At 60.9% G+C, this 22,888-nt stretch carries 17 protein-coding genes; 11 read left to right on the top strand and 6 right to left on the bottom strand.

Going from position 1 to position 22,888, the window contains the following annotated elements; genetic code table 11:
- The first annotated feature begins 383 nt into the window (after positions 1-383).
- The 3 genes from EP837_RS17440 (at position 384) to EP837_RS17430 (ending at position 5,593) form a co-directional block, all read left to right on the top strand.
- Positions 384-3,479 carry a TonB-dependent receptor domain-containing protein gene (locus tag EP837_RS17440; protein ID WP_066531303.1) on the top strand — a complete coding sequence of 1,032 codons (3,096 nt, stop codon included), beginning with the start codon at positions 384-386 and terminating at the stop codon, positions 3,477-3,479.
- A gap of 90 nt (positions 3,480-3,569) precedes the next feature.
- Positions 3,570-3,890, top strand: a complete 321-nt coding sequence (locus EP837_RS17435) for a DUF485 domain-containing protein (RefSeq protein ID WP_066531804.1) — start codon at positions 3,570-3,572, stop codon at positions 3,888-3,890.
- Positions 3,887-5,593, top strand: coding sequence for a cation acetate symporter (locus EP837_RS17430; protein ID WP_066531302.1), 1,707 nt, complete (start codon positions 3,887-3,889; stop codon positions 5,591-5,593). Before EP837_RS17435 ends, EP837_RS17430 begins: the two co-directional genes overlap by 4 nt.
- 28 nt (positions 5,594-5,621) lie before the next feature.
- Here the strand turns inward: EP837_RS17430 and EP837_RS17425 are convergent, their stop codons facing one another.
- From EP837_RS17425 to EP837_RS17400, 6 genes are all read right to left on the bottom strand, one after another.
- Complete coding sequence (locus EP837_RS17425) at positions 5,622-5,873, bottom strand: hypothetical protein (protein ID WP_156518693.1); 252 nt, start codon at positions 5,871-5,873, stop codon at positions 5,622-5,624.
- 115 nt (positions 5,874-5,988) lie between these two features.
- A complete protein-coding gene (locus tag EP837_RS17420) occupies positions 5,989-6,633 on the bottom strand; it encodes a glutathione S-transferase family protein (protein WP_066531298.1) in 645 nt (214 codons plus the stop codon).
- A 260-nt stretch (positions 6,634-6,893) separates the two neighbouring features.
- Positions 6,894-8,561 (bottom strand): arylsulfatase, encoded by a 1,668-nt coding sequence (locus EP837_RS17415; RefSeq protein WP_443019154.1) that lies wholly within the window; start codon positions 8,559-8,561, stop codon positions 6,894-6,896.
- 194 nt (positions 8,562-8,755) lie between these two features.
- On the bottom strand, positions 8,756-9,697 hold the full coding sequence (locus EP837_RS17410; protein WP_066531290.1) for a TauD/TfdA dioxygenase family protein: 942 nt from the start codon (positions 9,695-9,697) through the stop codon (positions 8,756-8,758).
- A 27-nt stretch (positions 9,698-9,724) separates the two neighbouring features.
- Positions 9,725-11,131, bottom strand: a complete 1,407-nt coding sequence (locus EP837_RS17405; RefSeq protein WP_066531288.1) for an MFS transporter — start codon at positions 11,129-11,131, stop codon at positions 9,725-9,727.
- 9 nt (positions 11,132-11,140) lie between these two features.
- Positions 11,141-13,528, bottom strand: a complete 2,388-nt coding sequence (locus EP837_RS17400; protein WP_225870638.1) for a TonB-dependent receptor — start codon at positions 13,526-13,528, stop codon at positions 11,141-11,143.
- Positions 13,529-14,354: 826 nt separating this feature from the next.
- On the opposite strand from EP837_RS17400, the gene EP837_RS17395 reads away from it, so the two are divergent.
- From EP837_RS17395 to EP837_RS17360, 8 genes are all read left to right on the top strand, one after another.
- Complete coding sequence (locus EP837_RS17395; RefSeq protein ID WP_066531286.1) at positions 14,355-14,852, top strand: Hsp20 family protein; 498 nt, start codon at positions 14,355-14,357, stop codon at positions 14,850-14,852.
- A gap of 362 nt (positions 14,853-15,214) precedes the next feature.
- A complete protein-coding gene (locus EP837_RS17390; protein WP_066531284.1) occupies positions 15,215-15,844 on the top strand; it encodes a DUF6644 family protein in 630 nt (209 codons plus the stop codon).
- Positions 15,841-16,662: a DUF6644 family protein gene (locus EP837_RS17385; protein WP_066531283.1), complete on the top strand. Its 822-nt coding sequence runs from the start codon at positions 15,841-15,843 to the stop codon at positions 16,660-16,662. The genes EP837_RS17390 and EP837_RS17385 overlap by 4 nt, the downstream gene beginning before the upstream one ends.
- A 187-nt stretch (positions 16,663-16,849) precedes the next feature.
- Complete coding sequence (locus EP837_RS17380) at positions 16,850-18,172, top strand: SMP-30/gluconolactonase/LRE family protein (protein ID WP_156518691.1); 1,323 nt, start codon at positions 16,850-16,852, stop codon at positions 18,170-18,172.
- A 39-nt stretch (positions 18,173-18,211) separates the two neighbouring features.
- Complete coding sequence (locus EP837_RS17375) at positions 18,212-20,623, top strand: TonB-dependent receptor (protein WP_066531277.1); 2,412 nt, start codon at positions 18,212-18,214, stop codon at positions 20,621-20,623.
- A 9-nt stretch (positions 20,624-20,632) separates the two neighbouring features.
- On the top strand, positions 20,633-21,049 hold the full coding sequence (locus EP837_RS17370) for a DUF6152 family protein (RefSeq protein ID WP_066531275.1): 417 nt from the start codon (positions 20,633-20,635) through the stop codon (positions 21,047-21,049).
- Positions 21,050-21,062: 13 nt separating this feature from the next.
- Positions 21,063-21,839 carry a hypothetical protein gene (locus EP837_RS17365; protein WP_066531799.1) on the top strand — a complete coding sequence of 259 codons (777 nt, stop codon included), beginning with the start codon at positions 21,063-21,065 and terminating at the stop codon, positions 21,837-21,839.
- Positions 21,836-22,819 carry a hypothetical protein gene (locus EP837_RS17360; RefSeq protein ID WP_066531274.1) on the top strand — a complete coding sequence of 328 codons (984 nt, stop codon included), beginning with the start codon at positions 21,836-21,838 and terminating at the stop codon, positions 22,817-22,819. Before EP837_RS17365 ends, EP837_RS17360 begins: the two co-directional genes overlap by 4 nt.
- Positions 22,820-22,888: the final 69 nt, after the last annotated feature.

The raw sequence follows: 22,888 nt of genomic DNA, 5'->3' as shown, positions 1-22,888 counted from the left end.
TCGGCAACGCGAGGTACTACCTTCGCGAGCAAGGGTGCTCGATACATTGTCATAACTCTTCCGCATGATAATAACGATGGCGCATCGGGAGTAGTTGCCAAGCTTTCATGTAGTCCACGGTTGGGGATATTGCGGAAATTCGTCCTTAAACTTCGACCTTTCCGTAGCGAAAGGTGGGCCGAAGTCCTGTCCGATGATCGCAGGATCAGTGATAGACTCGCATCCTGATAATTTCCTTTCGATCCGAAACCGATTGTTGCATTTCAGCAACGTTGCAGCAAAATTTGACGGGGCGGTTAAGGTAAGGGACCCGACCGTGTCTCCGGGTGTTGGTGGCTTGCCGGCGTTTCGAGCGACGGCTGGGCGGCAAGGGGACCAGATCTATGGCAAAACATCACTTCCTCTCGACGGTGGCCTGCTTCGTGTTGGCTGCCGCGAACCATCCTGCATGCGCACAAAGTTCTGCGTCTCAGTCCAACAGCACGTCTGCAAGTCAAGGCACCGACACAATCATTGTCACAGGATCGCGCATCGCTCGGCCCATTGTCGATAATCCTCAGCCGACCGCGACGGTAACGTCCAAAACAATCGAGAACCGCAGCTATACCAGTGTCGGCCAGGCGCTTCAGGATCTACCTGGCTTCGCGCTTCCCGACAGTTCCCAGTTCGGTACGCAGGCAAATGGTTTCAACGTTGGCCAACAGTTCGTGAACCTTTACAATTTGGGATCACAGCGCACCTTGACTCTCGTCAACGGTCGTCGCTTCGTGGGAGCCAATCCCCCATCGATCTTTTCCGCGGCGGAAAGCGGATCACAAGTTGATCTCAACACCATCCCTACCAAATTGATCGAACGCATTGAAACCGTCTCTATTGGCGGCGCACCGATCTACGGATCGGACGCGATCGCAGGGACCGTCAATATTATCCTGCGCCGCGATTTCCAAGGTGTCAGCATCGACGGCCAGTCCGGGATTAGCCAGCGCGGCGACCTGTTCAACTGGCGAGTTCGGGGCCTTGTGGGACAGAATTTTGCGGGCGGCAGGGGTAATATCACCGTCAATGCAGAATATTCCGAGGACAAGGGACTGCTTGGAACCCGGCGCGCCTCAGTTGCGCGGCAGCGGCAGTTTGTACAGCCGTCCGATCCCAACTCTCCTTATTCGCTGGTCCTCGCGGACAATGTACGCACCTTTCTGGGCTCCGAAGGGGGCATCCCCTACTTCATCGACCGGGGCACGCTGGATCCGAACATTCCTGGCTCACCACGGAACATCCGGAACGCGGCAGGACAATTGGTCCAATTTGGGCCTAGCGGAACGCTGATACCCTACGATCCGGGGCAGACCACTCCCGACCCGACAACTTTCATCGGTGGCGATGGGCTGAACTTTGCAACTATCGACAACCTTCGCGTGAACTCGACACGGTTCAACGCCGCAGCGCAATTCAATTTCGAGCTGAACGATAATTTACGCCTGTTTGGGGAAGCATGGTATTCGCGCACGCGCGCCACCAATCTGCGCGATCAACCGGTCTATAATACCGCCTTTTTTCGGTCGGCCCCAGCAGGCACTTTCGACCCGAACGGTAATTTCATCGTTCCGCTGAACAACCCCTTTCTCAGCGCAGCTGATCGGGAGACCATTCGTGCAAGTCTGATTGCCAACGGCCTTCCATCAAGCGATGACGAGGGTGTCTTCTATCTTGGGCGCGCGAACACCGATCTTGTTTCGGGTGAATCTCGGCTGAAACAGGATCTGTATCGCTTCGTCGCCGGTGTCGAGGGCAGTTTCGATGCGCTGGGCCACCAGTGGACCTGGAATATTTCCGGCAATTACGGTCGAACAAAGAGCATTTCGCTGATCCCATCTCTGGTGGAGCCGAACCTGCGTCGCGCCTTGAATGTGACGACGGACGCAGCGGGCAATATCATATGCGCTCCCTTCAACCCGGATCCTACCGACCCGACGCAACCACCAATCCCGCGAACCGATCCCAACACGCCGCCCTATGAGACCTCTTATGCCGGTACAATATCGCAAACCTGCGCACCTCTCAACATATTCGGGTCGGGGAGCCCCAGTCAGGCAGCGCGCGACTATGTCACCACGATTGCGCGCACGACGGCGGTGACCACGCAACGCGATTTGCTGGCAACGCTAAGTGGCGCCGTCGCAACGCTGCCCGGTGGCGATCTGGCCGTGGTGGTTGGCTATGAGAACCGGCGCGAATCCTCGTCTTTCCGTCCTGACGCCTTTTATACAACACCGCTGGGCCGTTCGATCCCCATCCTGGGGCTTAAAGGTTCCTATACGACCAACGAGTTGTTCGGCGAATTTCGAGCCCCGTTGATCGGGGAAGATCAGAACATCCCTTTGATCCATCAATTGGAAATCAACGGCGCAGGGCGCTACGTGCATAATTCAGTGACGGGCAATGCCTTCACCTGGACGGCCGGTGGTCGCTGGGCCCCCATTCCCGATCTAGCCATACGGGGCAATTTCACTCGTGCCATTCGAGCGCCAGCCGTGGGTGAGCTGTTCGTTCCAAACCAGCCTGCCTTCGATGGGGGTTACGATCCCTGCGACGTGTCGAACCTAGAAAGCGGACCTAACCCCGCTGTTCGCCAGGCAAACTGCGCCGCAGCCGGCCTGCCGCCGGACTTTGTATCAAACATCAACTCGATCACTGTTCCGATCACGGTTGTAGGCAATCCAAACCTGAAGGAAGAATATTCAAATAGCTGGACGGTTGGCGCTGTATTGTCGCCGCGTTTCTTGCCAGGGTTCACCCTTGCGGTGGATTATGTCAGCATTGACATCCGCGACGCCATTACTTCTTCGAGCGCTGAGGATGTGTTGACTACATGCTATGATTCCGCAGACTATCCCAATAACCCCTTCTGTGCTCTGATAACTCGCAGCGCGGACCCGGACCCGGAGTTTTTCGGCCAGGTCGAGACGTTGTCAGAACCTTATATCAATCAAGGTCGCGTCGTGTTCCGAGCGATTGAGGTAGCGGGAAGCTACACCTTGCCCTTGGGTGATGACAGCCGATTGACCTTGGGGGTCAACTATCAACACACGTTGAAGGAGTTCAATCAGATCCGTGAAGGAGGGCCGATCACCAACACGCGTGGAGAAATCGGCAACAGTAAGGATATCGCTGTCGTCGATCTGACCTATGAGCGAGGGCCACTGACCTGGTTCAATCAAGTGCGCTATGTGGGACCCGCACGCTTCGATGCAACCGAGCCGCAGGGCACGCGCGAAGTCGATAAGGTTGACGCGTGGACGGTGTGGAACACCTCCGTCAGCTTGGCTGTCAACAAACAGTTCCGGCTGCGGCTGAACGTCGACAATGTGCTCGATGTGGGCGTGCCGGACCCCGGCACAACAGGTAACGCGACACGCAACACCTATTATCAGGGTATTTTCGGCCGCACCTTCTTGGTTGGAGCGGAAGTGAATTTCTAGGGCCGCTATCGCCTAGACGTCGAACTCATCCAGTTGCAATCACATGTCTCAACCCTATCATGGGGCAAGCATATGGGCAGGGGGCATGAGATGACGGGTGGCGAGGACGCGGCGTTGATCAAGGCGGTAGCATCCGATCCGCGCTACACCATTTTGGTGGCGCGCAGGGCTCGGCTGGGCTGGTGGCTGTCGGCGATCATCTTCTCCGCTTTTGTCGGCTATCTTCTGTTGATCGCCTTTGACAAGGCGCTGCTGGGCGCGCCGATCGCGGGTGGAGTGACGTCGCTCGGCATCCCGGTGGGCCTTGGCTTGATCCTGCTCGCTATTGCGCTGACCGGTGTCTATGTCGTCCATGCCAATCGCCATCATGACGCGCAGATGGCTGAGATCCTGAAGGACCATCGCGCATGAGGGCGGCGACTGCCGCGCTCGCCGCCTCTGCATTGACCTTCATACCGATGCCAGCCTTGGCCGCTGCGTTGGAGGGTCAGGCGGATCGTCAACCGACCAACTGGGTGGCCATCGCCATGTTCGTCGCCTTTGTCGGGCTGACGTTGTGGATCACCAAGGTGGCGGCGGCACGCACCCGCACGGCGTCCGATTTCTATACGGCGGGCGGCGGCATTACCGGATTCCAAAATGGGCTGGCGATGGCGGGCGACTATATGTCGGCGGCGTCCTTCCTCGGCATTTCGGCGCAGATCTTCAACGACGGTTATGATGGCCTCATCTACTCCACCGGCTTTCTGGTGGGCTGGCCGATCCTCTTGTTCCTGATGGCGGAGCGGTTGCGCAATCTGGGCCGTTTCACCTTTGCCGATGTCGCGTCCTACCGTTTCGCGCAGCCTCCGGTGCGCAGCTTTGCGGCGGTGAGCACATTGCTGGTCGTGTCCTTCTACCTGATCGCGCAGATGGTGGGAGCGGGTCAGCTCATCAAGCTGCTCTTCGGCCTGCCCTATGCGGTGGCGGTGGTCATCGTCGGCGCGCTGATGATGTTCTATGTGCTGTTCGGCGGCATGCGCGCGACGACATGGGTGCAGATCATCAAGGCGGTGCTGCTGCTGGGCGGGGCGAGCTTCATGGCGCTGATGGTGCTGGCGCAGACCGGCTTTTCCCTGGAAGCGCTGTTCTCCCGCGCGGTGGAAGTTAAGACGCAGGCGGCGCTCGCGGGCGGCGCAAATGCGGCGGAGGCTGCAGAGCGGGGTCGGTCGATCATGGCGCCGGGCAATTTCATCAAGGACCCGGTATCGGCCCTTTCCTTCGGCCTTGCGCTGATGCTGGGGACGGCGGGCCTGCCGCATATCCTGATGCGCTTCTTCACTGTTCCCGATGCCAAAGAAGCGCGAAAGTCCGTGCTGTGGGCGACGGGTTGGATCGGCTATTTCTATATTCTCACCTTCATCATCGGCTTCGGCGCGATTGTGCTGGTGGGGACGCAAGGCAGCTATCTGGACAGCGATGGCGCGTTGCGCGGCGGCGGCAATATGGCCGCGATCCATCTGGCCCACGCCATCGGCGGCAACGCTTTCCTCGGCTTCATCTCGGCAGTGGCGTTCGCGACCATCCTCGCGGTCGTCGCGGGGCTGACCTTGTCGGCGGCCTCGGCGGTGAGCCATGATCTTTACGCGACCGTGTTCAAGCATGGGAAGGCGAGGTCGCTCGATGAACTGCGCGTGTCGCGGCTGACGACGCTGGCGCTCGGCGCCCTGGCGGTGCTGCTGGGCCTGCTGTTCGAGAAACAGAATGTCGCCTTCATGGTGAGTCTGGCCTTCGCATTGGCGGCGTCGGGCAACTTTCCAGTGCTGATCCTGTCCTTGCTCTGGAGCGGCTGCACCACGCGCGGCGCCGCCTGGGGCGGAACGATCGGCTTGCTGACGGCTTTCGTGCTCACCCTGTTGTCACCGGCGGTCTGGACCAACAGCTTCAATTTGGGACCAGCACCCTTCCCCTATAGCTCAGCGGCGATCTTTTCCGTCCCGGCAGGGTTCATCGGGATCTGGCTAATCTCGCTATTCGACCGCTCGCCTCGCGCGGCGATCGACAAGGCGGGCTATCCGGCGCAGCGGGTGCGGGCGGAGACCGGCATCGGCGCTTTCGCCGCCAGCGATCATTGAAGACCGTGCCGCTCGACGGTTGGCAGCTTCAAGCGCCAACGAAGATCAGCACCGCGCCGATGACGATAAGCCCAATGCCCGGCAAATCGCCCATAAGGTTTAATCTGTCGCCTTCGCCGCTTGGCTCTAATGTTTGGCGTGGGGCATCGCGCCTGATGCGGCGGGATTGACTGAGGCGGCCGCGCCGCAATGTGCTCAATGTAGCAATGAGCACCCCGGCGATCATGCAAATGGCCCCGAACGAAATCAGCAGCATCGCGACTTCCTTTCGCTTGGTCACGACAGGGCCATAATATCGCAAATTGGCCGAACTAGGAACGGCCCACCGCCTGCTCTCTCCGCTCGGCGGACTGTCGTATGGGAGCGGGGTGAATAATAAGAGGCGGCGATGAGCCTTACGCTTTTTCCGCTCTCTTTTCGTCAGCCGCTTTGAAAAAGCAGATTTGATCGTCGTAAGCCTTCTTGAAGGCTGGACGGGCTGTCACCCGGCTCACATAAGCCTCGGTCGCCGGACGATCGCCAAAGGCGCGAACCTTGGGAATTCTCAGCACATCCGCCATCAGCAGGTCCGCGACCGTGAAACGACCCGCAGCCAGCCATTCGGTCTCGCTCAGGACCCGTTCCATATGGTCGAGACGCTGGCCGAGCCACCCGGTCATTTGATTATTCTCGTCCCCCGAAAGCGTCAGGAACCACCAAGGCACGCTAGCCATCTCGACCGAATTGAGCGCGGCAATCGTCCATTGCAATGTTTCCGCTTCTCCCGCGGGATCAGACGGCATCAGAACGTCGCTTGACCGAGCCAGATGCAGCAGCGCGGCCCCGCTTTCGAACATCTTCAGTCCGCCAACGTCCAGGAAAGGAACCTGCCCGAAGGGCTGGCGATCCAGATGATTGGTTTCGCGGTCATCGAACCGGACGGTCCGAATGGCATATGGGAGGTCAGCTTCCTCGCACGCCCATCGCAGCCTGAGGTCACGCACAAAACCGCGAGGGCCTTCCGGCACCCAATCCAACGTCCAGATCGTCAGTTCGCTCATCGCAGCACGCCCTCTACTGGCGGTTGAGTCCTTGATCATGCGCAACCAGGTCAAGCATGATCCGATTAGCGGAACGTCCGATCGTAGAGAAGCAAAATTGGCGTCTGAAAGCCGCTGGTCGCCGCGCCCCTTGATACTCACTGTAGGGACGCGGCGATCGGTGGTGGCGGGTACGAAATTTGCCACCTCCCGCCCCTGCCCCCCGCCATGTGGAGGACAGTATCGCGACAACGGATATGAATGCGATTACCTCATGCGCCTCAGTTCTCCGTCCTAGGGGCAACGGGCAGCACGACGCCTTTGTCCTTCGCGTAATTGTCCCAGTCGGCCACCAGTTCGCGAAGCTTGGCGGGTTCGATGGCCGCCAGATCCTTCGCCTCGGAAGGGTCTTTTGCAACGTTGAACAATTGCCATGTGCCATTACCGACGCTTTTGCGCGGATAGGCGCTGCCCGACGCGGGTAGAAAAACAGCCTTCCAGTCGCCCTTTCGCAACGCTCGGCGGTAGAAAAGCTCTGTCCCCACCGCCTCGGTCGGTTGCCGCACTTCCGCCTGCTTGCCGCTCAGCACCGGCGCCAGACTATGCCCCTGGAACGGCAAGATCGGCCGTCCGGCGAAGCTCGCGGGCTGCGCTTGGCCGGCAAGCTCCAGCAGGGTCGGCGCCACGTCAGTGACATTCAGATACGCCTTGGCGATCCGTCCCCCGGCGATATGCGGCCCGGCAGCGAAAGCGGTCACGCGGGTGCCGCCCTCCGTCGGATATCCCTTGACCAGCCAGGATGGCGAGCTGTTCGCTTGCGCCCAGCCGGGGCCATATCCGACATAGGATGTCGCCGCGCCGATATTTCCCAAGCTGTTGTCGATCCCGAGCTTAGCCACGCCACCAGGTTTCAGCGCGGCCTGAAATGGTGCGTCGATGACATTGCCTTCCGGCCCGTTGTCCGCGAGGAAAATGATGATGGTATCTTCATATTTGCCGAGCCGCTTTAGCGCGGCGACGACCCGTCCCACATTCTGGTCCATGCGATCGACCATCGCGGCATAGACCTCCATCTTGCGCGATTCCAAAGCCCTTTTCTGGGGCGTCAGCGATGCCCAGGGCTTTACATCCTGCCACGCGTGGGGCGCCTGATCGGCAGGCACAAGCCCCAGCTCCTTTTGACGCTTCAGTCGGGTGTCGCGAAGCCGCTCATAGCCTGCATCATAGCGGCCTTTATATTTGGCGATCACTTCGGGCGGCGCCTGCAATGGCCAATGCGGCGTGGAATATGGCAGGTAAGCGAAGAACGGGCGCGCGTCCTTTGCCCCTTCTTCTAGGAAGCCGATCAGGCGGTCGGTGAAATAATCCGCTGAATAGCGGCCCTTGGGATAGGGCACGATCTTGCCATTGTCCCGATAGGTTGGAGCCGCGTCGATCGCTTTCCATGCGTCATTCTGGTCCGCGCCAAAATGATTGCCCAATCCCTGGAGCAAAGCATAGGAGCGTTCGAAACCGCGCGCCGCAGGGCCGCGCTCCGGCGACAGGCCAAGATGCCATTTGCCGGACATCAGCGTTCGGTAACCGCCTTGGTGCAGCAGTTCGGCGATCGAAGCCACCCGGTCATTCAGATAGCCTTCGTAGCCCGGCCGACCGACCTGATCCGGCTGGAGCGTCTCGGCCATGCTGCCAAGACCAGCCTGATGATTGTCGATGCCGCTCAGCAGCATGGACCGCGTCGGCGAACAGGTCGGCGCAGTGTGAAAGCCGGTGAAGCGAACGCCCGCGGTCGCGATTGCGTCCAGGTTCGGAGTGGAAATCTCGCCACCAAAGGAACCAAGGTCCGACCAGCCGAGATCATCCGCCACGATGACGAGGAAATTGGGACGGCGCTCTGCCGGTGCTGGCGCGCTGTTGTTCCGTAGAGCTGGCGCGGTCGGGCTTTGCGCCATGGCCCCGCAAGAAAGTGCTGTTGCGGCCAGCAAAATCGCCGATTTAAGAAATTTCATTATCGCCTATCTCGTAGGAAGTTCGTCTAAGGCCAGAACAGCTTACGTGTTCGTGAAAGTCAGAAATAGGGGACCACGCTGCAGGAAGGAGGTGGCCCCCAATTCGGATCAGGCGATCATCGCTGGCGACTGGCGCGTCATTCGGCCGGCACCAAGCTCGCCGGCTGTTCCTTCTTCACGGTGCGGCTGCGACGCCCGTCGATTGCGACCGGCACTTCTCCCGCAACGGTGGCGCGGCGCAAGGTGCGGCGTTGCAGGCCAAAGTCGGCGATCGCGCGATGCTGGGTGGCGCGATTGTCCCAAATGGCGACGTCGCCCACCGCCCAGCGCCAGCGGACGGTGTTTTCCGGCTTGGTGATATGATCCTGCAGGATGGAGAACAGCCGTTGTGAATCCGCGCTGTTCAGGCCCACGAACTGCTTGAGGAAATGACCCAGGATCAGGCTTCGCTCGCCGGTTTCCGGATGGACGCGAACCACGGGATGTTCTGTCTCATACACCGTCGAAGCAAAGATGGCGCTATAGGCTTCAGCGCGTGCTGCGTCCTTCGTGCCCAGCGCATGCGCATAATCATATTTGTTCGAATGAACCGCCCACAGCCCATCGACCAGGGTCTTGAGAGATTCGGGCAGCTCTTCATAGGCGGTCGCGCCATTGGCCCATAGCGTATCGCCGCCCGCGGCCGGCACATGGATCGCGCGCAGGATCGACGCTTTGGGGTAGGCATCGACGAAAGTCACGTCGGTGTGCCAACTCGAAGCCGCATAACCTTCCTTGGAATCCAGTTCGAGCAGGTAGCGTGAACCCTCTGCGACCGGGACAGTGGGATGCGCGACCGGATCGCCCAGCAGCGCAGCGAATTCTTCATGCCGGGCATCGGTCAGCTCATGCTGTTCGCGGAAGAACAATACCTTGTGACGGGCCAACGCCGCCTCGAGCGCCGAGACGGTTGCGGGGTCGAGATCGCCCGAAAGCGCGATGCCGCGGACCTCGGCGCCGATACGGCCGCCTACCGGGACGATGTCGAGCGGGCTTTCGGCATCGGCCGCATTGACGAAGTTGTGGATCAAGTCAGTCATTGCATTTCTCCTTGGGGCTGTGGAGGTTTATTCGGCAGGCGAGAGGGCGGCGTCGCGTTCCTCCAGCCGGCGTCGAATTTCGGAATGGCGCACTTCGTGCAGCGGAAAGCCATGGATCAGCGTCGCGGAAATCAGGTGCGTAATCGCCGGACCAAGGGCGAACACCCAGAGCAGGCCGCGCAAGGCTTCGGGCGTGTTGCTGGCGGCCGTGGGGTCAAAGCCGAGCCAGCTGACCAGCGGCAGCGCAATGCCGACCGCAACGGCCATCCCGGCCTTGGACGAAAGGCTGAAGGTGGAGAAGAACAGGGCGGAACGATCTTCCCCCGTGCGCAGCCGATGCTCGTCGGCGACGTCGGCGACCATCGAGCGCAGCATCAGATTGCCCGATCCCTGCGCCAGACCCTGCGCCACCGTCAGTGCGAGCAGCGGGCCAAGCTGGCCGGGGACCACGAACAGCAACCCGAGGTTGATGGCGACCTGCGCCAGTTCGCCCGCCACGGCGGCGCGGGCCTTGCCGATACGATAGCCGATCTCTGCCCAGATTGGTCCCGCGATCACGCCGAAGATGAATTGGAAGAGGAAAAGGCCGCTCGCCCAGTGCGGCAGGCCCATGTAGAAGGTTACGAAGAACACGATCAGGCCGCCGCGTGTGCTCTGTCCCACGGTTACCGCGAAGTCGGACAGCAGCACGCGACGAAGCAGCGGCTCGCGGAACAGGAGCGCTAAAGTCCTGCCCAGTGGCAGGCGCTGTGTCGGCGTCGCGGGTGCAGAAGGTTCGGCAAAGGCGCGCAGCGCCAACGGCACGGTGATGACAAGGCTGCCGATGATTACGGCGCCCATCGCCGCGAGCTTGAGCGCGGCGTCGGCCGGCCTTAGCTGATCTATGACAGTCGGCAGGATCAGCACGGCCAGCAGGGACGACGCCCCTGCGACCGTCTGAAATGTCACGACGCGGGTTCGCTCGTGATAGTGCCCCGAAATCTCGCCGGACCAGGCCAGATAGGGGATCTGGATCATCGCCGACCCCAGATAGATGGCGAACAAGGCCACCGCCAAATAGAGCGGCGATACCGCGCTGGCCGCGGGAAAGAACAACGCCAGTGCCGCCAGGCCGAAAATGACGGCGCCCGCCACGATCCAGGGACGCCGCCGTCCAAACCTGCTGTTCGTCCGGTCGCTAAGCGTCCCGATCAGCGGGTCGGCGAGCGCTCCCCATAATCTCTCACCCAGGAATATCGCGCCGATCAGACCCAGCGACAGGCCGAAATGCTGCGCATAAATCGCAGGCAGATGAACGCCGAGCGGCATCTGCGCCGCATAGATCGGCACGGAGAGTGAGGCGAAGCTCGCAAGCCGCCACCTGTTCAACCCACCAGATCTTGCCGGGAGAGGCCGTGCTGCTATGAATTTGGACGGGGTGTAGAGCGTCGCCATATGCAATCCTCACAATTTTGTCCTGAGGGTGGCGCCAACTGTCCGCGGCTCACCAATGGTGCCGGAGACCATCCCAAATGCGCCGGGCGTAAGAGCTTGGAAGTAGTTCTTGTCGGTGAGGTTCCTGGCCCAGACCGAAAGGTCCCAACGGCCATCTTCCGCCCTGATGCCGATACGGGCATTGATGATGCCGTAACCGGGCACCTGAGCGTAGCGGCTGTTGCTGGACGAGGTGTTGAAAGTCGAGCGATGAGAGAAATCCGCATGGCCATAAATGGCAATGCTGCCGCCGTTGACCGGCTGGGCAATATCCGCGCCCAGCGTATAGGTGAACGTGGGCACGCCCGGTAGTTGAACGCCGGTCAGATCCTGCGTGGGCGCCAGCGCGGCGCTCCGTTCAGGTGCCTGGGGCGCGTTGCGATAATCGAGATAGGTAGCATCGACATAGGAAAGCGATGCGGTGAGGCTCGCCCACTTGCTGGGTGCATAGGACAGATCGCCCTCGACGCCCCTAGATCGAACCTTGGGAATGTTCGAGATATATTGGACAACTGGGCCCAGTGCGCTGAGTTCGGTGATCGCGGTTTGATAGTCGGAAATCTTTGTCCAGAAGGCTGCCGCGTTGAACGTCAGCGCACGGTTCAGGAACTGGCTCTTGAGGCCGATTTCAAAATTATCGACAGTTTCCGGCTCGACTTCTGCGACAGCACCAGAAGGGATATTGGTGAGGTTGAGCCCACCCGACTTGTTCCCATGCGCATAGCTGCCGTAGAGCAATACGTTCGGTGCCGCCTTCCAACTGAGCGTCGCCAGTCCCGACAGGCTGTCATCGGAAAGGCCCACGCTATAATTTGTACGCGGGTTGAATTGATTGCGGATCGCTGTAGCCGTTGCAGCTTCGGCCGCCGACAGCGTCGATAGATCCGTACCCGCCACCCAGAACTGGCGATAGACGCCGGTTTTCTTTTCATGCGTGTAGCGCAGCCCGGCGGTCAGGCTCAGCCTATCGCTGATGTTCCAGCTCGCCTGTCCGAAGGCTGCGTAGCTTTTTGTCGTCGGCTCAGAATAGCTGTTCGATTCAAAGCCGTTGAGCGCGGCGTTGGCAATGACGGGGTTGACTGCAGGCAGAAACCAATTGGGTGCTGCCGTCCCATAAGCCGAAGCCCCATAGCCGCGCACCGTCTGCCAGAAATAATAAAGCCCCGCGACCCAGTCGATACGGTTGCTGCCAGTCGAGGCAAGTCGCACCTCCTGGCTGAACTGGCGCTGGCGGTTGGCCTGCTGTGCCTTGGTCATGACGGGCAGACTGGTGGAGTCGCCATCATTGGCCGGGTTCCAGTCCCACCAGCGATAGGCGGTGATGGACGTCAGCGCGACCTTGCCCAAATCCCAATCCACCTGACCCGATGCGCCGTAGCTTTTCATGAAAGCCTGGTAACGGGCGTCGGAATCGCCTTGGCGTGCGAAAGGATCGGCAGGCAACAAAGTGTATCCCGCACGCGCCGCACGATCGAAGATATTGTTGGCGATCGCGGCGCCACTGTCATAAGTGCCGAAATAAGTGACTGGAATGTTCAACACATAATGTTGTTTCTGATGAGAATAGTCACCGATCAGCTTCACTGACAGCGCGTCGGTCGGTGTGATCAGCAATTGGCCGCGTACGGAAAAATTGTCGTAATCCTGAGCCTTTGAACCGTTATAACGGTTGGTCAGGAACCCGTCCCGGTGCGTGTCGGCGACCGACAGGCGGAAAGCCGCCTTGTCTGCAACGATGGGAGCGGACACCGAGGCGCGTAGCTGGTGATAGCCGTAATTCCCTCCGCTTACTTCGCCGTAGAATTCGGGTTCAAAGCTGGGCGCACGGCTGGTAATGTTGATCGCGCCTGCGGTCGTGTTCTTCCCGAACAGCGTGCCTTGCGGACCACGCAAAACCTCGATCTGCTGCAGATCGACGAGGTCGAATTGCGACTGTCCCGGGCGGCCATAATAGACATTGTCGAGATAGAAGCCGACGCCATTCTCCAACCCATCATTGGTCAGGGCGACATTGGATCCCAAGCCACGTATATTGATGTTGGTATTGCGTGGGTTGAAGCTGAAGACTTGGAGACTTGGCACGAGCTGCTGGACTTGCGACAATGTGAAATTGCCGGTTTTTTCCAGAGCGTCCGCGCTGACGACGCTGAGCGCGATGGGCACATCCTGCGCGTCCTCGTCGCGGCGGCGCGCCGTCACGAAGATTTCTTCCGCATTAACTGCGGATGCAGCCTCCGCAGCGGGAACTTCATCAGCAGCTCTAGCGTGAGGCGCACTCACCAAGCCCATAGCGGCGGTAGAAGCCAACAGGCCCAGGCGAATGGAAATGATGTCCCTATGGTTGTTCTTGTTAAGCACGGAGTTCCCTTGGTTCTTTCTTGATTGCTTTGGAGTCGTCGCGCCGATCGCTATCCATCGCAGAAATGCCGAATACGGCGGCAGCGGCATGCTGAAGCGAGATGGAATAGGCACGAGGATTTGCTGAGCCGCGCGGTGCGGCTCTGGATTGGCATGCGGACATGGATCATCCTTTCACCAAGCACCTCACGGCGCTTGTTAGAGGAATGCGGTCATCGCTCCGCCCCGGCCGAAAATCGGCCGTGAAGATAGATCAGCGCATGTGGATGAAATAGGGTGCTAGGTTTGCCGCACCTTTTCAGGATTCGCTGCTAGAAGCTTAGTATCGGTACTCGGTCGCATCGTTCTTTCCCCGTGATAAGGGGGGAACACGATCCATGGCGTGGTCGCCTAAGCATCGTGCGCTTTAGCCGTTGATGACGCGGAGCAAGCTGCATCCCTTCAAAAGCCGCGGGCCTTTTAAGCACATTGTGCGCGATGCGGTGGCCATCTGCATCCTGTATCTCTACCTATTAAATAGAGTTGATCGATGCAAGTGAAGTTTTGCTTGGGCACGCCCCAATTTCCGTTGCACACCGCCGATATTGCTGATGGCTGTTGGTAACCACTGTGCGATGAAATGAGATAGCAAAGCCGCTCCTCAAGGCAATCAATGCTAATCGCCGACGCTGTAAAGCTCATCTGGGTTTGGCGCGCTCGCGGGGCTTGAAAAGCCACCAGAGCTTACCAAATAAGTGCTGCCGGATGCCGGCAGGATCCGGCATGGAGAGCGTCCGCTCTCTCGGACACATCGTCATAGACTTGTTGCTCAACGGAGGACTTGGATATGAGGACGAACTTCGACTTTAGCCCGTTCCGAATGTCAACGGTCGGCTTCGACCGCTTGTTCGACCTGCTTGAAAACGGGTTGGCTGTAAATGTCGGCGAGGGCTGCCCGCCTTTCAACATTGTCCGCAAAGGTGACGATCGCTATCGCATCGATCTGGCGGTAGCGGGCTTCCGTCAGGACGAGATTGAAATCTCGGCACAGCAGAACATGCTTGTCGTGACCGGCCGCAAGGGCGGCGGCGAGGAAGGCCACGTCCTTTACCACGGTATCGCCGGGCGTGACTTCGAACGCCGCTTCGGTCTGGCGGATCACGTCCAGGTGAGGAGCGCCGATTTGCAGGATGGCGTGCTTTCGATCGAGCTGATGCGCGAAATTCCAGAGGCGATGCAACCTCGAAAAATCGCGATCAGCTCCACCAATGGCAACGCCGGTCGGCCGCAAGCCTCTCCCGCAATCACGGATGACGAAGCCGAGCGCCGCGAGGCAAAGGAATGAAGCGGGATCGCTGAAACAAACGGCGGCGGTGCGCCAGCAAGATCCGGCTCTCCTCCGACACAGCATTGTCCCCTCTGGCGTGCCGCCACGTGCGGCACGCCTCGCCATCCAGGACCATCCTTGAACATCTGGGCGGCGATTATCTCATTCCGCCACAGCGCGTGGATTAGGAAGAATATTCATAAGGATATTCTGAAAGCTTCGTTCGGTTCGACAAATCTTTTCCCTATTTCACGACGCCGGACGGTGCGGGGTATCATGGCAATGCCGATGCCTCCCGAAAAGTCCTGGTTTATACAGACGCCCGGAACCTGAACGCCACGCCGCGCCCTCAGGCAGGCGGCGCAGAGCGGGTGGAGAATATGCTGTCGACTTTCCTGGCCTATCTGCAGTTCAAGCTGGGCGCGCAGTTCGACAATTCGGGGCATGCCATTTCCGACACCTCATGGAGCGCGCAACTGCAAGGGTCGGAGCGGCTTTGGATGCTGCTGGAAGGCACGCATGTCCTGACCCTGATGCTCTTTGCCGGGTCGATCCTGTTCGTCGATCTGAGATTGCTGGGCGTAACCTTCAAGAACACGCCCGTGTCGAAGGTGACGGACACACTCCTTCCCTACACCGTCGCGGGCTTTATCGTGATGCTGCTTACCGGTGCGGCGCTGTTCTTCGCCAATCCGCTGGAATATTATCATAATGTCATATTCCGGCTGAAGTTCATTTTCCTGATCGCCGCCGCCGCCAACATATTCTACTTTCACTATCGGGTGCAGGCCAACCGCGCCGCTTGGGACAATCAAGCCAAGCCGCCCGCCTCCGCCCGCCGCGCGGCGGCATTTTCGCTCGCCTTGTGGATCGGGGTGATCGTCGCCGGGCGCTTCGCCGCCTATGATTGGTTTTCCTGCGATACCGCTCAGGGTTTCGTGGCAGCGGCCGCCCAATGTTCGGAACGCTCCGTCACCCTTGCCGCCATCGAAACGGAGCTTGCCCCATGACCGTCAACCTGCGCGACCTCGCCCCGTCCATCCAACCCGCCGTTGATGCCATCGCGGCCATACCCGTGATCCGCTATGTCAACGAAACGGCCTGGATTTTCGCGGTCGTCGAAACCGGGCACCTATTGTTTCTGGCCATTTTGGGTGGCTCCGTCCTGGGCCTCAACCTGCGGCTGTTGGGGTTAATCCTGCCCGGCATGAGTAACCGCGATGTGGAGCGAGCCTTGCATCCCTGGTATGTGACGGGGGTCGTGGGCACGATCGTCACTGGCGTGGCAATGGCGATCACCGTGGCGCGCACCCTTTTGCCGAGCGGCGCCTTCTTCATCAAGATGGTGGCCCTGGCCGCTGCAATCCTGCTCAGCCATGTTGTGGCGCGCCAGGTAAGGAGCGGCCGCATGGCCCTGCCGGAAAACGCCATATTTGGGCTTGCGCTGCTGCTGTGGAGCGGAAGTCTGCTGCTCTTCGCGACCACGCAGGGGCTGAACAGCGGCGCTATGCTGATCGGGCTGGCGGGCGCTGGCATCCTCGCCGCCGCCAGTCAGCCGCGTCACCGGCCCGCGATCATCGGTCTTTTCGTCGTGGCGTTCGGCGCGTGGTTCTTCGCGCTTGATGGCATTTCGGATGAAGGGCACCTCGCGGGCTGGGCCGGCAATGCCCTACTCGCCGCAACCGTCGTTCCCGCGCTAGGCGCTGGCGTGCGAGACATTCGGGCAGGCTCGCATCAGGCGGATGTCTCCATGAAGCTGACCGCCTTCGCCTCCACTCTCGCATGGGTGACGGTCGCCGCCGCAGGCAGGTGGATTGGGTTCAGCTGACCTTCTGAAATCGTCATATCTGACTATCAGGGCGGGCCGCATATTCATGCTGTCCGCCCAATATTCATTCCCGCCGCGACAAAGTTCAAAAGCGGATTATGTCATAAAGGTAGAACGACAAGTTGGTTCAGGCCAGTCCTGATGCTCCCTATCGGAATAACATTCATAATATAGATAGGGGCAATAAGTGATCACCGATTCTCGCGCTTCCACTAAGCGTTCGCACCGCGCCGTTCTTTCCTGGTCAGCCGCCGCCGCTGCATTGATGCTTGCTGGCGGGGTGGCCGTCGCGCAGACGGCACCGCAGGCCGCCGAGGCGCAGAATGCCGTCGAGGTACTTGATCGCGCGAAGGTCGATGCGCTGCTCGCCCAGCCCGACAAGGTGCTGTTCATCGATGTTCGCCGCGCCGATGAGATCAGCACGATCGGCGGCCTGCCCGTCTATCTCAACATCCAGCCGTCCGAACTCGGCCGCCTGCGCTCCTTCATTCCGCGCGACCGCCAGCTCGTCACCGTATCCAACCATGCAGGCCGCGCGAAGAAAGCCGCGTCGCTGCTCGCGCAGCAGGGCTTTCAGGTCGCGGGCGCGGTCGGCGTGCAGGATTATGCGGCGCAGGGCGGCTTCCTGTCGGGGCAGAAGGTGCAGACTCCCGCTATCCCCGGCATCGTCGCCGCCGACACTCGCGTTGATGTCGTGCGCGAAGGCTTTGAAGGTACGGAGGGTCCGGTCCTGCTGAAGGATGGGTCGCTCCTGTTCACCGAGAACCGCGCCGACCGCATCGTGCGGATCGCGCCCGATAACAGCGTTTCGACCTATCTGGAAAAGACCGGGTCGGCCAATGCCTTGGCGGTGAACGCTGCGGGCGATCTGCTCGCCGTGCAGACCGCTCCCTCCGCCGTCGCGGTGCTTCAGCCCAAGGCGAAGGCGCTGGCGACCAGCTATGCCGGCAAGCCCTTCAACCGTCCCAATGATCTGGCGGCGGCGCGCAGCGGCAACATTTATTTCACCGATCCCGGCGCACCGGCGCAGGCGGGCGCCTCGCCAGCGAAGACCGGCCTTTACCGGGTGGACAAGCGCGGCAAAGTATCACTGATCGCGGACGATATCCGTCGGCCGAACGGCGTAGCGCTCAGCCCCGATGAAAAGACGCTCTATGTTGCCAATACCGCTGGCGAGGCGCTGATCGCCTATAGCGTGGGCGCGGACGGCAGCGTTTCCAACCGCCGCGACTTCGCCAAGCTCGTCGGGTTCAAGGAAACGCCCAATGGCCCGAGCAGCGGCGCGGACGGCATCACCGTCGATGCGGACGGCCGCGTCTATGTCGCGACCAGCGCGGGCGTTCAGATCTTCGGCGCCGATGGCTCTGCTCTGGGGATCATCCCTCTGCCCCGCGCTCCGCAGAATCTGGCTTTCGGCGGCAAGGACCGTTCGCAGCTTTATGTCGTCGGTCGCGGCGCGGTCTATCGCATCGCCACACTGACCCACGGGGTCGATCGTCCGGGCAAGTAATCGCTCGCATCGCCCACTTTTAAATTTCAGGATCACATCATGCTTTCCATCGACAACAAGCCATCGCGCGGGCGCGGCGTGGCGCTGCTATGCGCTGGCTTTTTCCTGTCCACCGCCTCTGCCGCCTATGCCCAGGCACCCGCCGCCGAGGCGGAAGCAGCGGTTGACGCGGCCGAAGCCATCGTCGTCACCGCGCGCAACCGGGCCGAGGACATCAACGACGTCCCCATCCCTATCTCCGTCGTGAGCGGCGAGACGATCGCCCAGCAGCGCGTTTTCACCATCGCCGACCTGACCCAGCGCGCGCCGGGCCTTACCGCCACCACGCCCAACGCCCGCCGCACCGGCGTGTCGCTGCGCGGCATTGGCAGGACCAGCGGCAACGACAATATGGAAGCCGCTGTCGGCGTGATCGTCGATGACGTCTTCCTCGGCCATGTCGGCATGACCTATCAGGACTTCACAGATCTGCAGCAGGTCGAAATATTGCGCGGCCCACAAGGCACGCTGCTGGGCAAGAACACGTCGCTCGGCGTGCTCAAATATACTAGCAAACTCCCCTCCTTCACGCCGGAGGGCGTGATCGAGCTGGAAGGGGGGCTTTCAACGCCTTCTTTCAAGGCGCGCGGCTCCTACACCAATGCGCTGGTTGACGATGTGCTGGCGTTCCGCGTCTCCTTCTTCGTCGATAAACAGCGCGGCGACATCCGCAACGTCAACCCGCGTGGCGGCTATTGGCATGAACGCGACAGGTGGGGCGGCCGCGCCCAGCTGCTGTTCAAGCCCAGCGACAATTTCTCGCTGCGCCTCAACCTCGATTCCGCCGAAACGAACGAGAACAGCAACACCAAGCCGTTCATGGTCGATCCTGCAACGCTGAATGACGGTTCCGCGCGCACGACGACCTACAGCACGCGCCTCGCCCGCAGCTATTTCGGTGGTTACACGCCCATCATCGGGTCGTGGCGGACGATCGACATGGACCAGGCCGAACCGCTGATCACCCGCAACCGCGGCGTTTCGGTTATCGCGACTTGGGACACTGGGCCATTCGAACTCAAGTCGATCTCCGCCTATCGCACCTTCCACTTCGACGCGAAGAATGACAGTGAGCAGACCCGCTTCGCCATCGCGCGGGGCGGCACGCTGGTCGATACCGAACAGCTCTCGCAGGAATTCCGCATCGCCGGTTCGCTGACGCCATCGATCGAATATCAGGCGGGCCTCTATTTCTTCCGCATCGAAACCGACACCACGAGCCGCAACCTGTATGGCGCGGACGCAGGCGCTTTCTACGCTACCAACGCGCAATATAATACGCTCAACACCCCCACGGGCCGGGAATTGCTGCGCGCCTCGCTCGCCAACATCTTCGCGTTCAGCAACCAGAATCCGATTTCCGACAGCCAGGCCGCATTCGCCCAGTTCGACTGGAAGGTCACCGATCGCGCATCGATCACGGCGGGCATCCGCTACACACGCGAACAGAAGAAGAGCAACATCACCCGCACTTCGTTCCGGGCTGACGGCGCGCCGCTCGTCTCGACCGGAAACGCCACAGCAGACGCCATCCGCAGCGCGCAGTTGGGCACGGACTTCGCCACCATCACAGGCGAGCGCATCGATGATGATTCGATTTCATGGCTCATCAATCCAAATTACAAGTTGACCGACGACGTCCTGCTCTATGCCTCGGCGAGTGGCGGCGGCAAGTCGGGCGCGGTCGCGTTCGAAAACAACGGCACGCGCCGCAATGTTAAGCCGGAAAAGACCACCGACTTCGAGCTGGGCGTGAAGGGGCAATTCGGTCCGCTGACCCTTAACCTCAACGCGTATTACACCAAGGTCCGCGACTATCAGAACGTCACAAGCGAACCGGACCCGAGTTCATCGACCGGCTACAGCTCGCGCCTCGGCAACATCCCCGGCGTCAAGGCGCGCGGCGTCGAGTTCGATGCGGCCCTCCAGCTGTTGGACGGCCTCAGCCTCACCTTGGGCGGCGCTTATAACAAGGCGACCTATTCCGACTGGTCGACCGCAACCTGCCCCCGCTCCTATCCGGCCACGGTCGCGATCTGCAACAACACCGGACGCCAGGTCGTTGGCGCGCCGCGTTGGACGATCATCACCGGCTTCAACTATGTCGGTGAGCTGTCGAACTCGGGCTGGTCGGTCCACGCCTTCGCCAACAACAGCTACCGCTCGCGCCACAATCTGGAACAGCTGCTGTCCGACTATGGCTGGCAGAAGGGCTATAATCTGACGGATGTCGGCTTCGGCATCATCCGCGATCATGGCGGCGCGAAGACGGAACTCAGCGTCGTCGCGAAGAATGTCTTCGACACGCGCTACACGACCAGCATCAACGATTTCAGCAACACCGCGCCGATTGGCTACGACGGCATCGGCGCCCGCCGCTACGTCGGCGCACTTCTTCGCACGCAGTTCTGAGGAGGCTTCATGGCTTATCAACACTGGCGCACCATTGCCGTGACCGCCTTGCTACTAGCGGTAGGCGGCTCGGCAACCCAAAGCGTCGCCCACCACGCCTTTGCGGCCGAGTTCGATTCCGCAAAGCCCGTCGCCATCCAGGGCGTCGTCACCAAGGCGCGCTTCGTCAATCCGCACAGCTGGATCTATCTGGACGTCAAGAACAAGGACGGATCGGTGACCAACTGGGGCTTCGAGTTCGGCACGCCCAGCTCGCTGCGTACCAATGGCCTCAGCAAAGAGGATGTCAGCCCCGGCACCAACATCCGCATCGCGGGCTATCGCGCCAAGAATGGCGGTCCTTTCGGCTATGCCGCCACCATCACGCTGGACAGCGGCCGCAAGGTCCAGACCGGCAGCGCCCCCGATGCACCGACGAGGCGCTGAGATGGGACAACTGATGACAAGAGCCCGCCGCCTCGCCGCCGCGACCGCGCTGCTGGCGATCGCCTTCACCGGAACGGCGGCAAGCGCGCAGACCGGCAGCCAAATCCCGCGCCGCGCGGACGGCCATCCCGATTTCGCGGGCATCTGGCAGACGTTGAGCGAGGCCGATTACGACCTGGAGCCGCATGCCGGACGCCAGGATGCGCCTCCGGGGCCTGGCGTGGTGGAGGGCGGCTCGATCCCCTATCGCCCCGAGGCGCTCGCGCAAAAGCAGCGCAACTTCGCCGCGCGCGAGAAGGATGATCCCCGCCTCAAATGCTGGGTGCAAGGGACGCCGCGCGGCATCTATTATCCCGCGCCCTTCCAGATCTTTCAGCGCGACAGCGATCTGACGCTCGTCCACCAGTTCGGCCATCAGGTCCGCACCATCTTCACCAATGGCACCGGCCATCAGACCGATACCGAGGACGGCTATTATCTGGGCGACTCCCGCGCCAAATGGGACGGCGACACGCTGGTCGTGGACGTGACCGGCTTCAATGAGGAAACCTGGCTCGACCGCGCGGGCAATTATCACAGCGACGCCCTGCATGTGGTCGAGCGCTGGAGCTTCGTCGACAAGGACACGATCAGCTATCGCGCCACGATCGAGGACCCCAAAGTCTTCACCAAGCCCTGGTCGATCGAACTGCTGCTCAATCGCCGACGCGACAAGAATTTCCAGCTGATCGAGGATTATTGCTTCACCCTGCCCTATGAGCAGGCCTATCCGCACAAGGAGGTCAAATGAGACCGAGCAAGATTGCGCTCTGCGCGCTGCTGGCGCTCGCCCCCGCAGCCCACGCCCAAACGCCCGAAGCCACTCCCGCCCAGCCGCGCGTCGCTGGCAATGGCGGCGGCATTCGCTGGCAAAAGCAGGTGCCGGTGATCGCTTCCGGCGCCTGGACCGGAGCCAAGCTGGCGGACGGCCAGCCTGACATTTCCGGCTTCTATTCCAACACCATCTCTAACCACAGCAACTTCACCGACCCGCAGGCCGGACCGCCCGGAGAACCTTCGGACTCGGCGAACCTGCCCCGCAACCAACGCGCGCCGAGCCGCGTGTCCGACCCGGTGGACGGCCAAATCCCCTACCTCCCCGCCGCCCGTGCGCTGCAGGAGGATTTCGCCAAGAATTTCCCGAACCCGGACAAGCCGCGCTACATTGAGCCGCTGGCGCGCTGCGCACCGGCGGGCGTGCCCAAATCCTTCATGTGGCACGGCTTCGAGATCCGCCAGTTCCCCAACTATGTCGTCTTCCTGTTCGATTCCGGCACGCGGATCATCCCTCTCGACAACCGGCCGCATCTGCCCGGCGCCATCAAATTATGGAATGGGGATGCGCGCGGTCATTGGGAAGGCAATACGCTGATCGTCGATGTGCAGAACCAGAATGGCAAGGCGCTGTTCGGCCGCTATGGCGATTTCATCAGCGAAAATGGCCGCGCGACCGAACGCTATATCTTCGATGCCAAGGGCAGCGGCTTCAACTATGTCGCGACCTTCACCGACCCGACCGTCTATTCGCGTCCCTGGACCGCGACGATCCCGGTCAAGCGCTACACCGAAGCCGACAAGCCGGACGGCTGGCATTATGATGTGAAGCCCGCCAACCGGCCTGGCCAGCCGCTGCTGCACGAACGTGTCGAGCGGGTCTGCGTCGAAAATAACGGGCCTTTCGGCGGGGGCGCTGTCGGTGTGCCCACCGACCGGCCAGTCATCGCCCGCTAGATACTGCCTCATTGCATCTGGCCGGCCCAAATTTCGGGGTCGGCCAGTTTTCCCTTGGACAGGACCTAT

This window comes from Sphingobium sp. EP60837 (assembly GCF_001658005.1).
In the GTDB taxonomy this organism is placed as follows: Bacteria; Pseudomonadota; Alphaproteobacteria; order Sphingomonadales; family Sphingomonadaceae; genus Sphingobium; species Sphingobium tyrosinilyticum.
This window is presented reverse-complemented; position numbering and strand designations above follow the sequence as displayed.

Coding starts and splice junctions, on each gene's coding strand:
- EP837_RS17440 (WP_066531303.1), top strand. CDS start 384: ATGGCAAAACATCACTTCCTCTCGACGGTGGCCTGCTTCGTGTTGGCT.
- EP837_RS17435 (WP_066531804.1), top strand. CDS start 3,570: ATGACGGGTGGCGAGGACGCGGCGTTGATCAAGGCGGTAGCATCCGAT.
- EP837_RS17430 (WP_066531302.1), top strand. CDS start 3,887: ATGAGGGCGGCGACTGCCGCGCTCGCCGCCTCTGCATTGACCTTCATA.
- EP837_RS17420 (WP_066531298.1), bottom strand. CDS start 6,633: ATGAGCGAACTGACGATCTGGACGTTGGATTGGGTGCCGGAAGGCCCT.
- EP837_RS17415 (WP_443019154.1), bottom strand. CDS start 8,561: ATGGCGCAAAGCCCGACCGCGCCAGCTCTACGGAACAACAGCGCGCCA.
- EP837_RS17410 (WP_066531290.1), bottom strand. CDS start 9,697: ATGACTGACTTGATCCACAACTTCGTCAATGCGGCCGATGCCGAAAGC.
- EP837_RS17405 (WP_066531288.1), bottom strand. CDS start 11,131: ATGGCGACGCTCTACACCCCGTCCAAATTCATAGCAGCACGGCCTCTC.
- EP837_RS17395 (WP_066531286.1), top strand. CDS start 14,355: ATGAGGACGAACTTCGACTTTAGCCCGTTCCGAATGTCAACGGTCGGC.
- EP837_RS17390 (WP_066531284.1), top strand. CDS start 15,215: ATGCTGTCGACTTTCCTGGCCTATCTGCAGTTCAAGCTGGGCGCGCAG.
- EP837_RS17385 (WP_066531283.1), top strand. CDS start 15,841: ATGACCGTCAACCTGCGCGACCTCGCCCCGTCCATCCAACCCGCCGTT.
- EP837_RS17375 (WP_066531277.1), top strand. CDS start 18,212: ATGCTTTCCATCGACAACAAGCCATCGCGCGGGCGCGGCGTGGCGCTG.
- EP837_RS17370 (WP_066531275.1), top strand. CDS start 20,633: ATGGCTTATCAACACTGGCGCACCATTGCCGTGACCGCCTTGCTACTA.
- EP837_RS17365 (WP_066531799.1), top strand. CDS start 21,063: ATGACAAGAGCCCGCCGCCTCGCCGCCGCGACCGCGCTGCTGGCGATC.
- EP837_RS17360 (WP_066531274.1), top strand. CDS start 21,836: ATGAGACCGAGCAAGATTGCGCTCTGCGCGCTGCTGGCGCTCGCCCCC.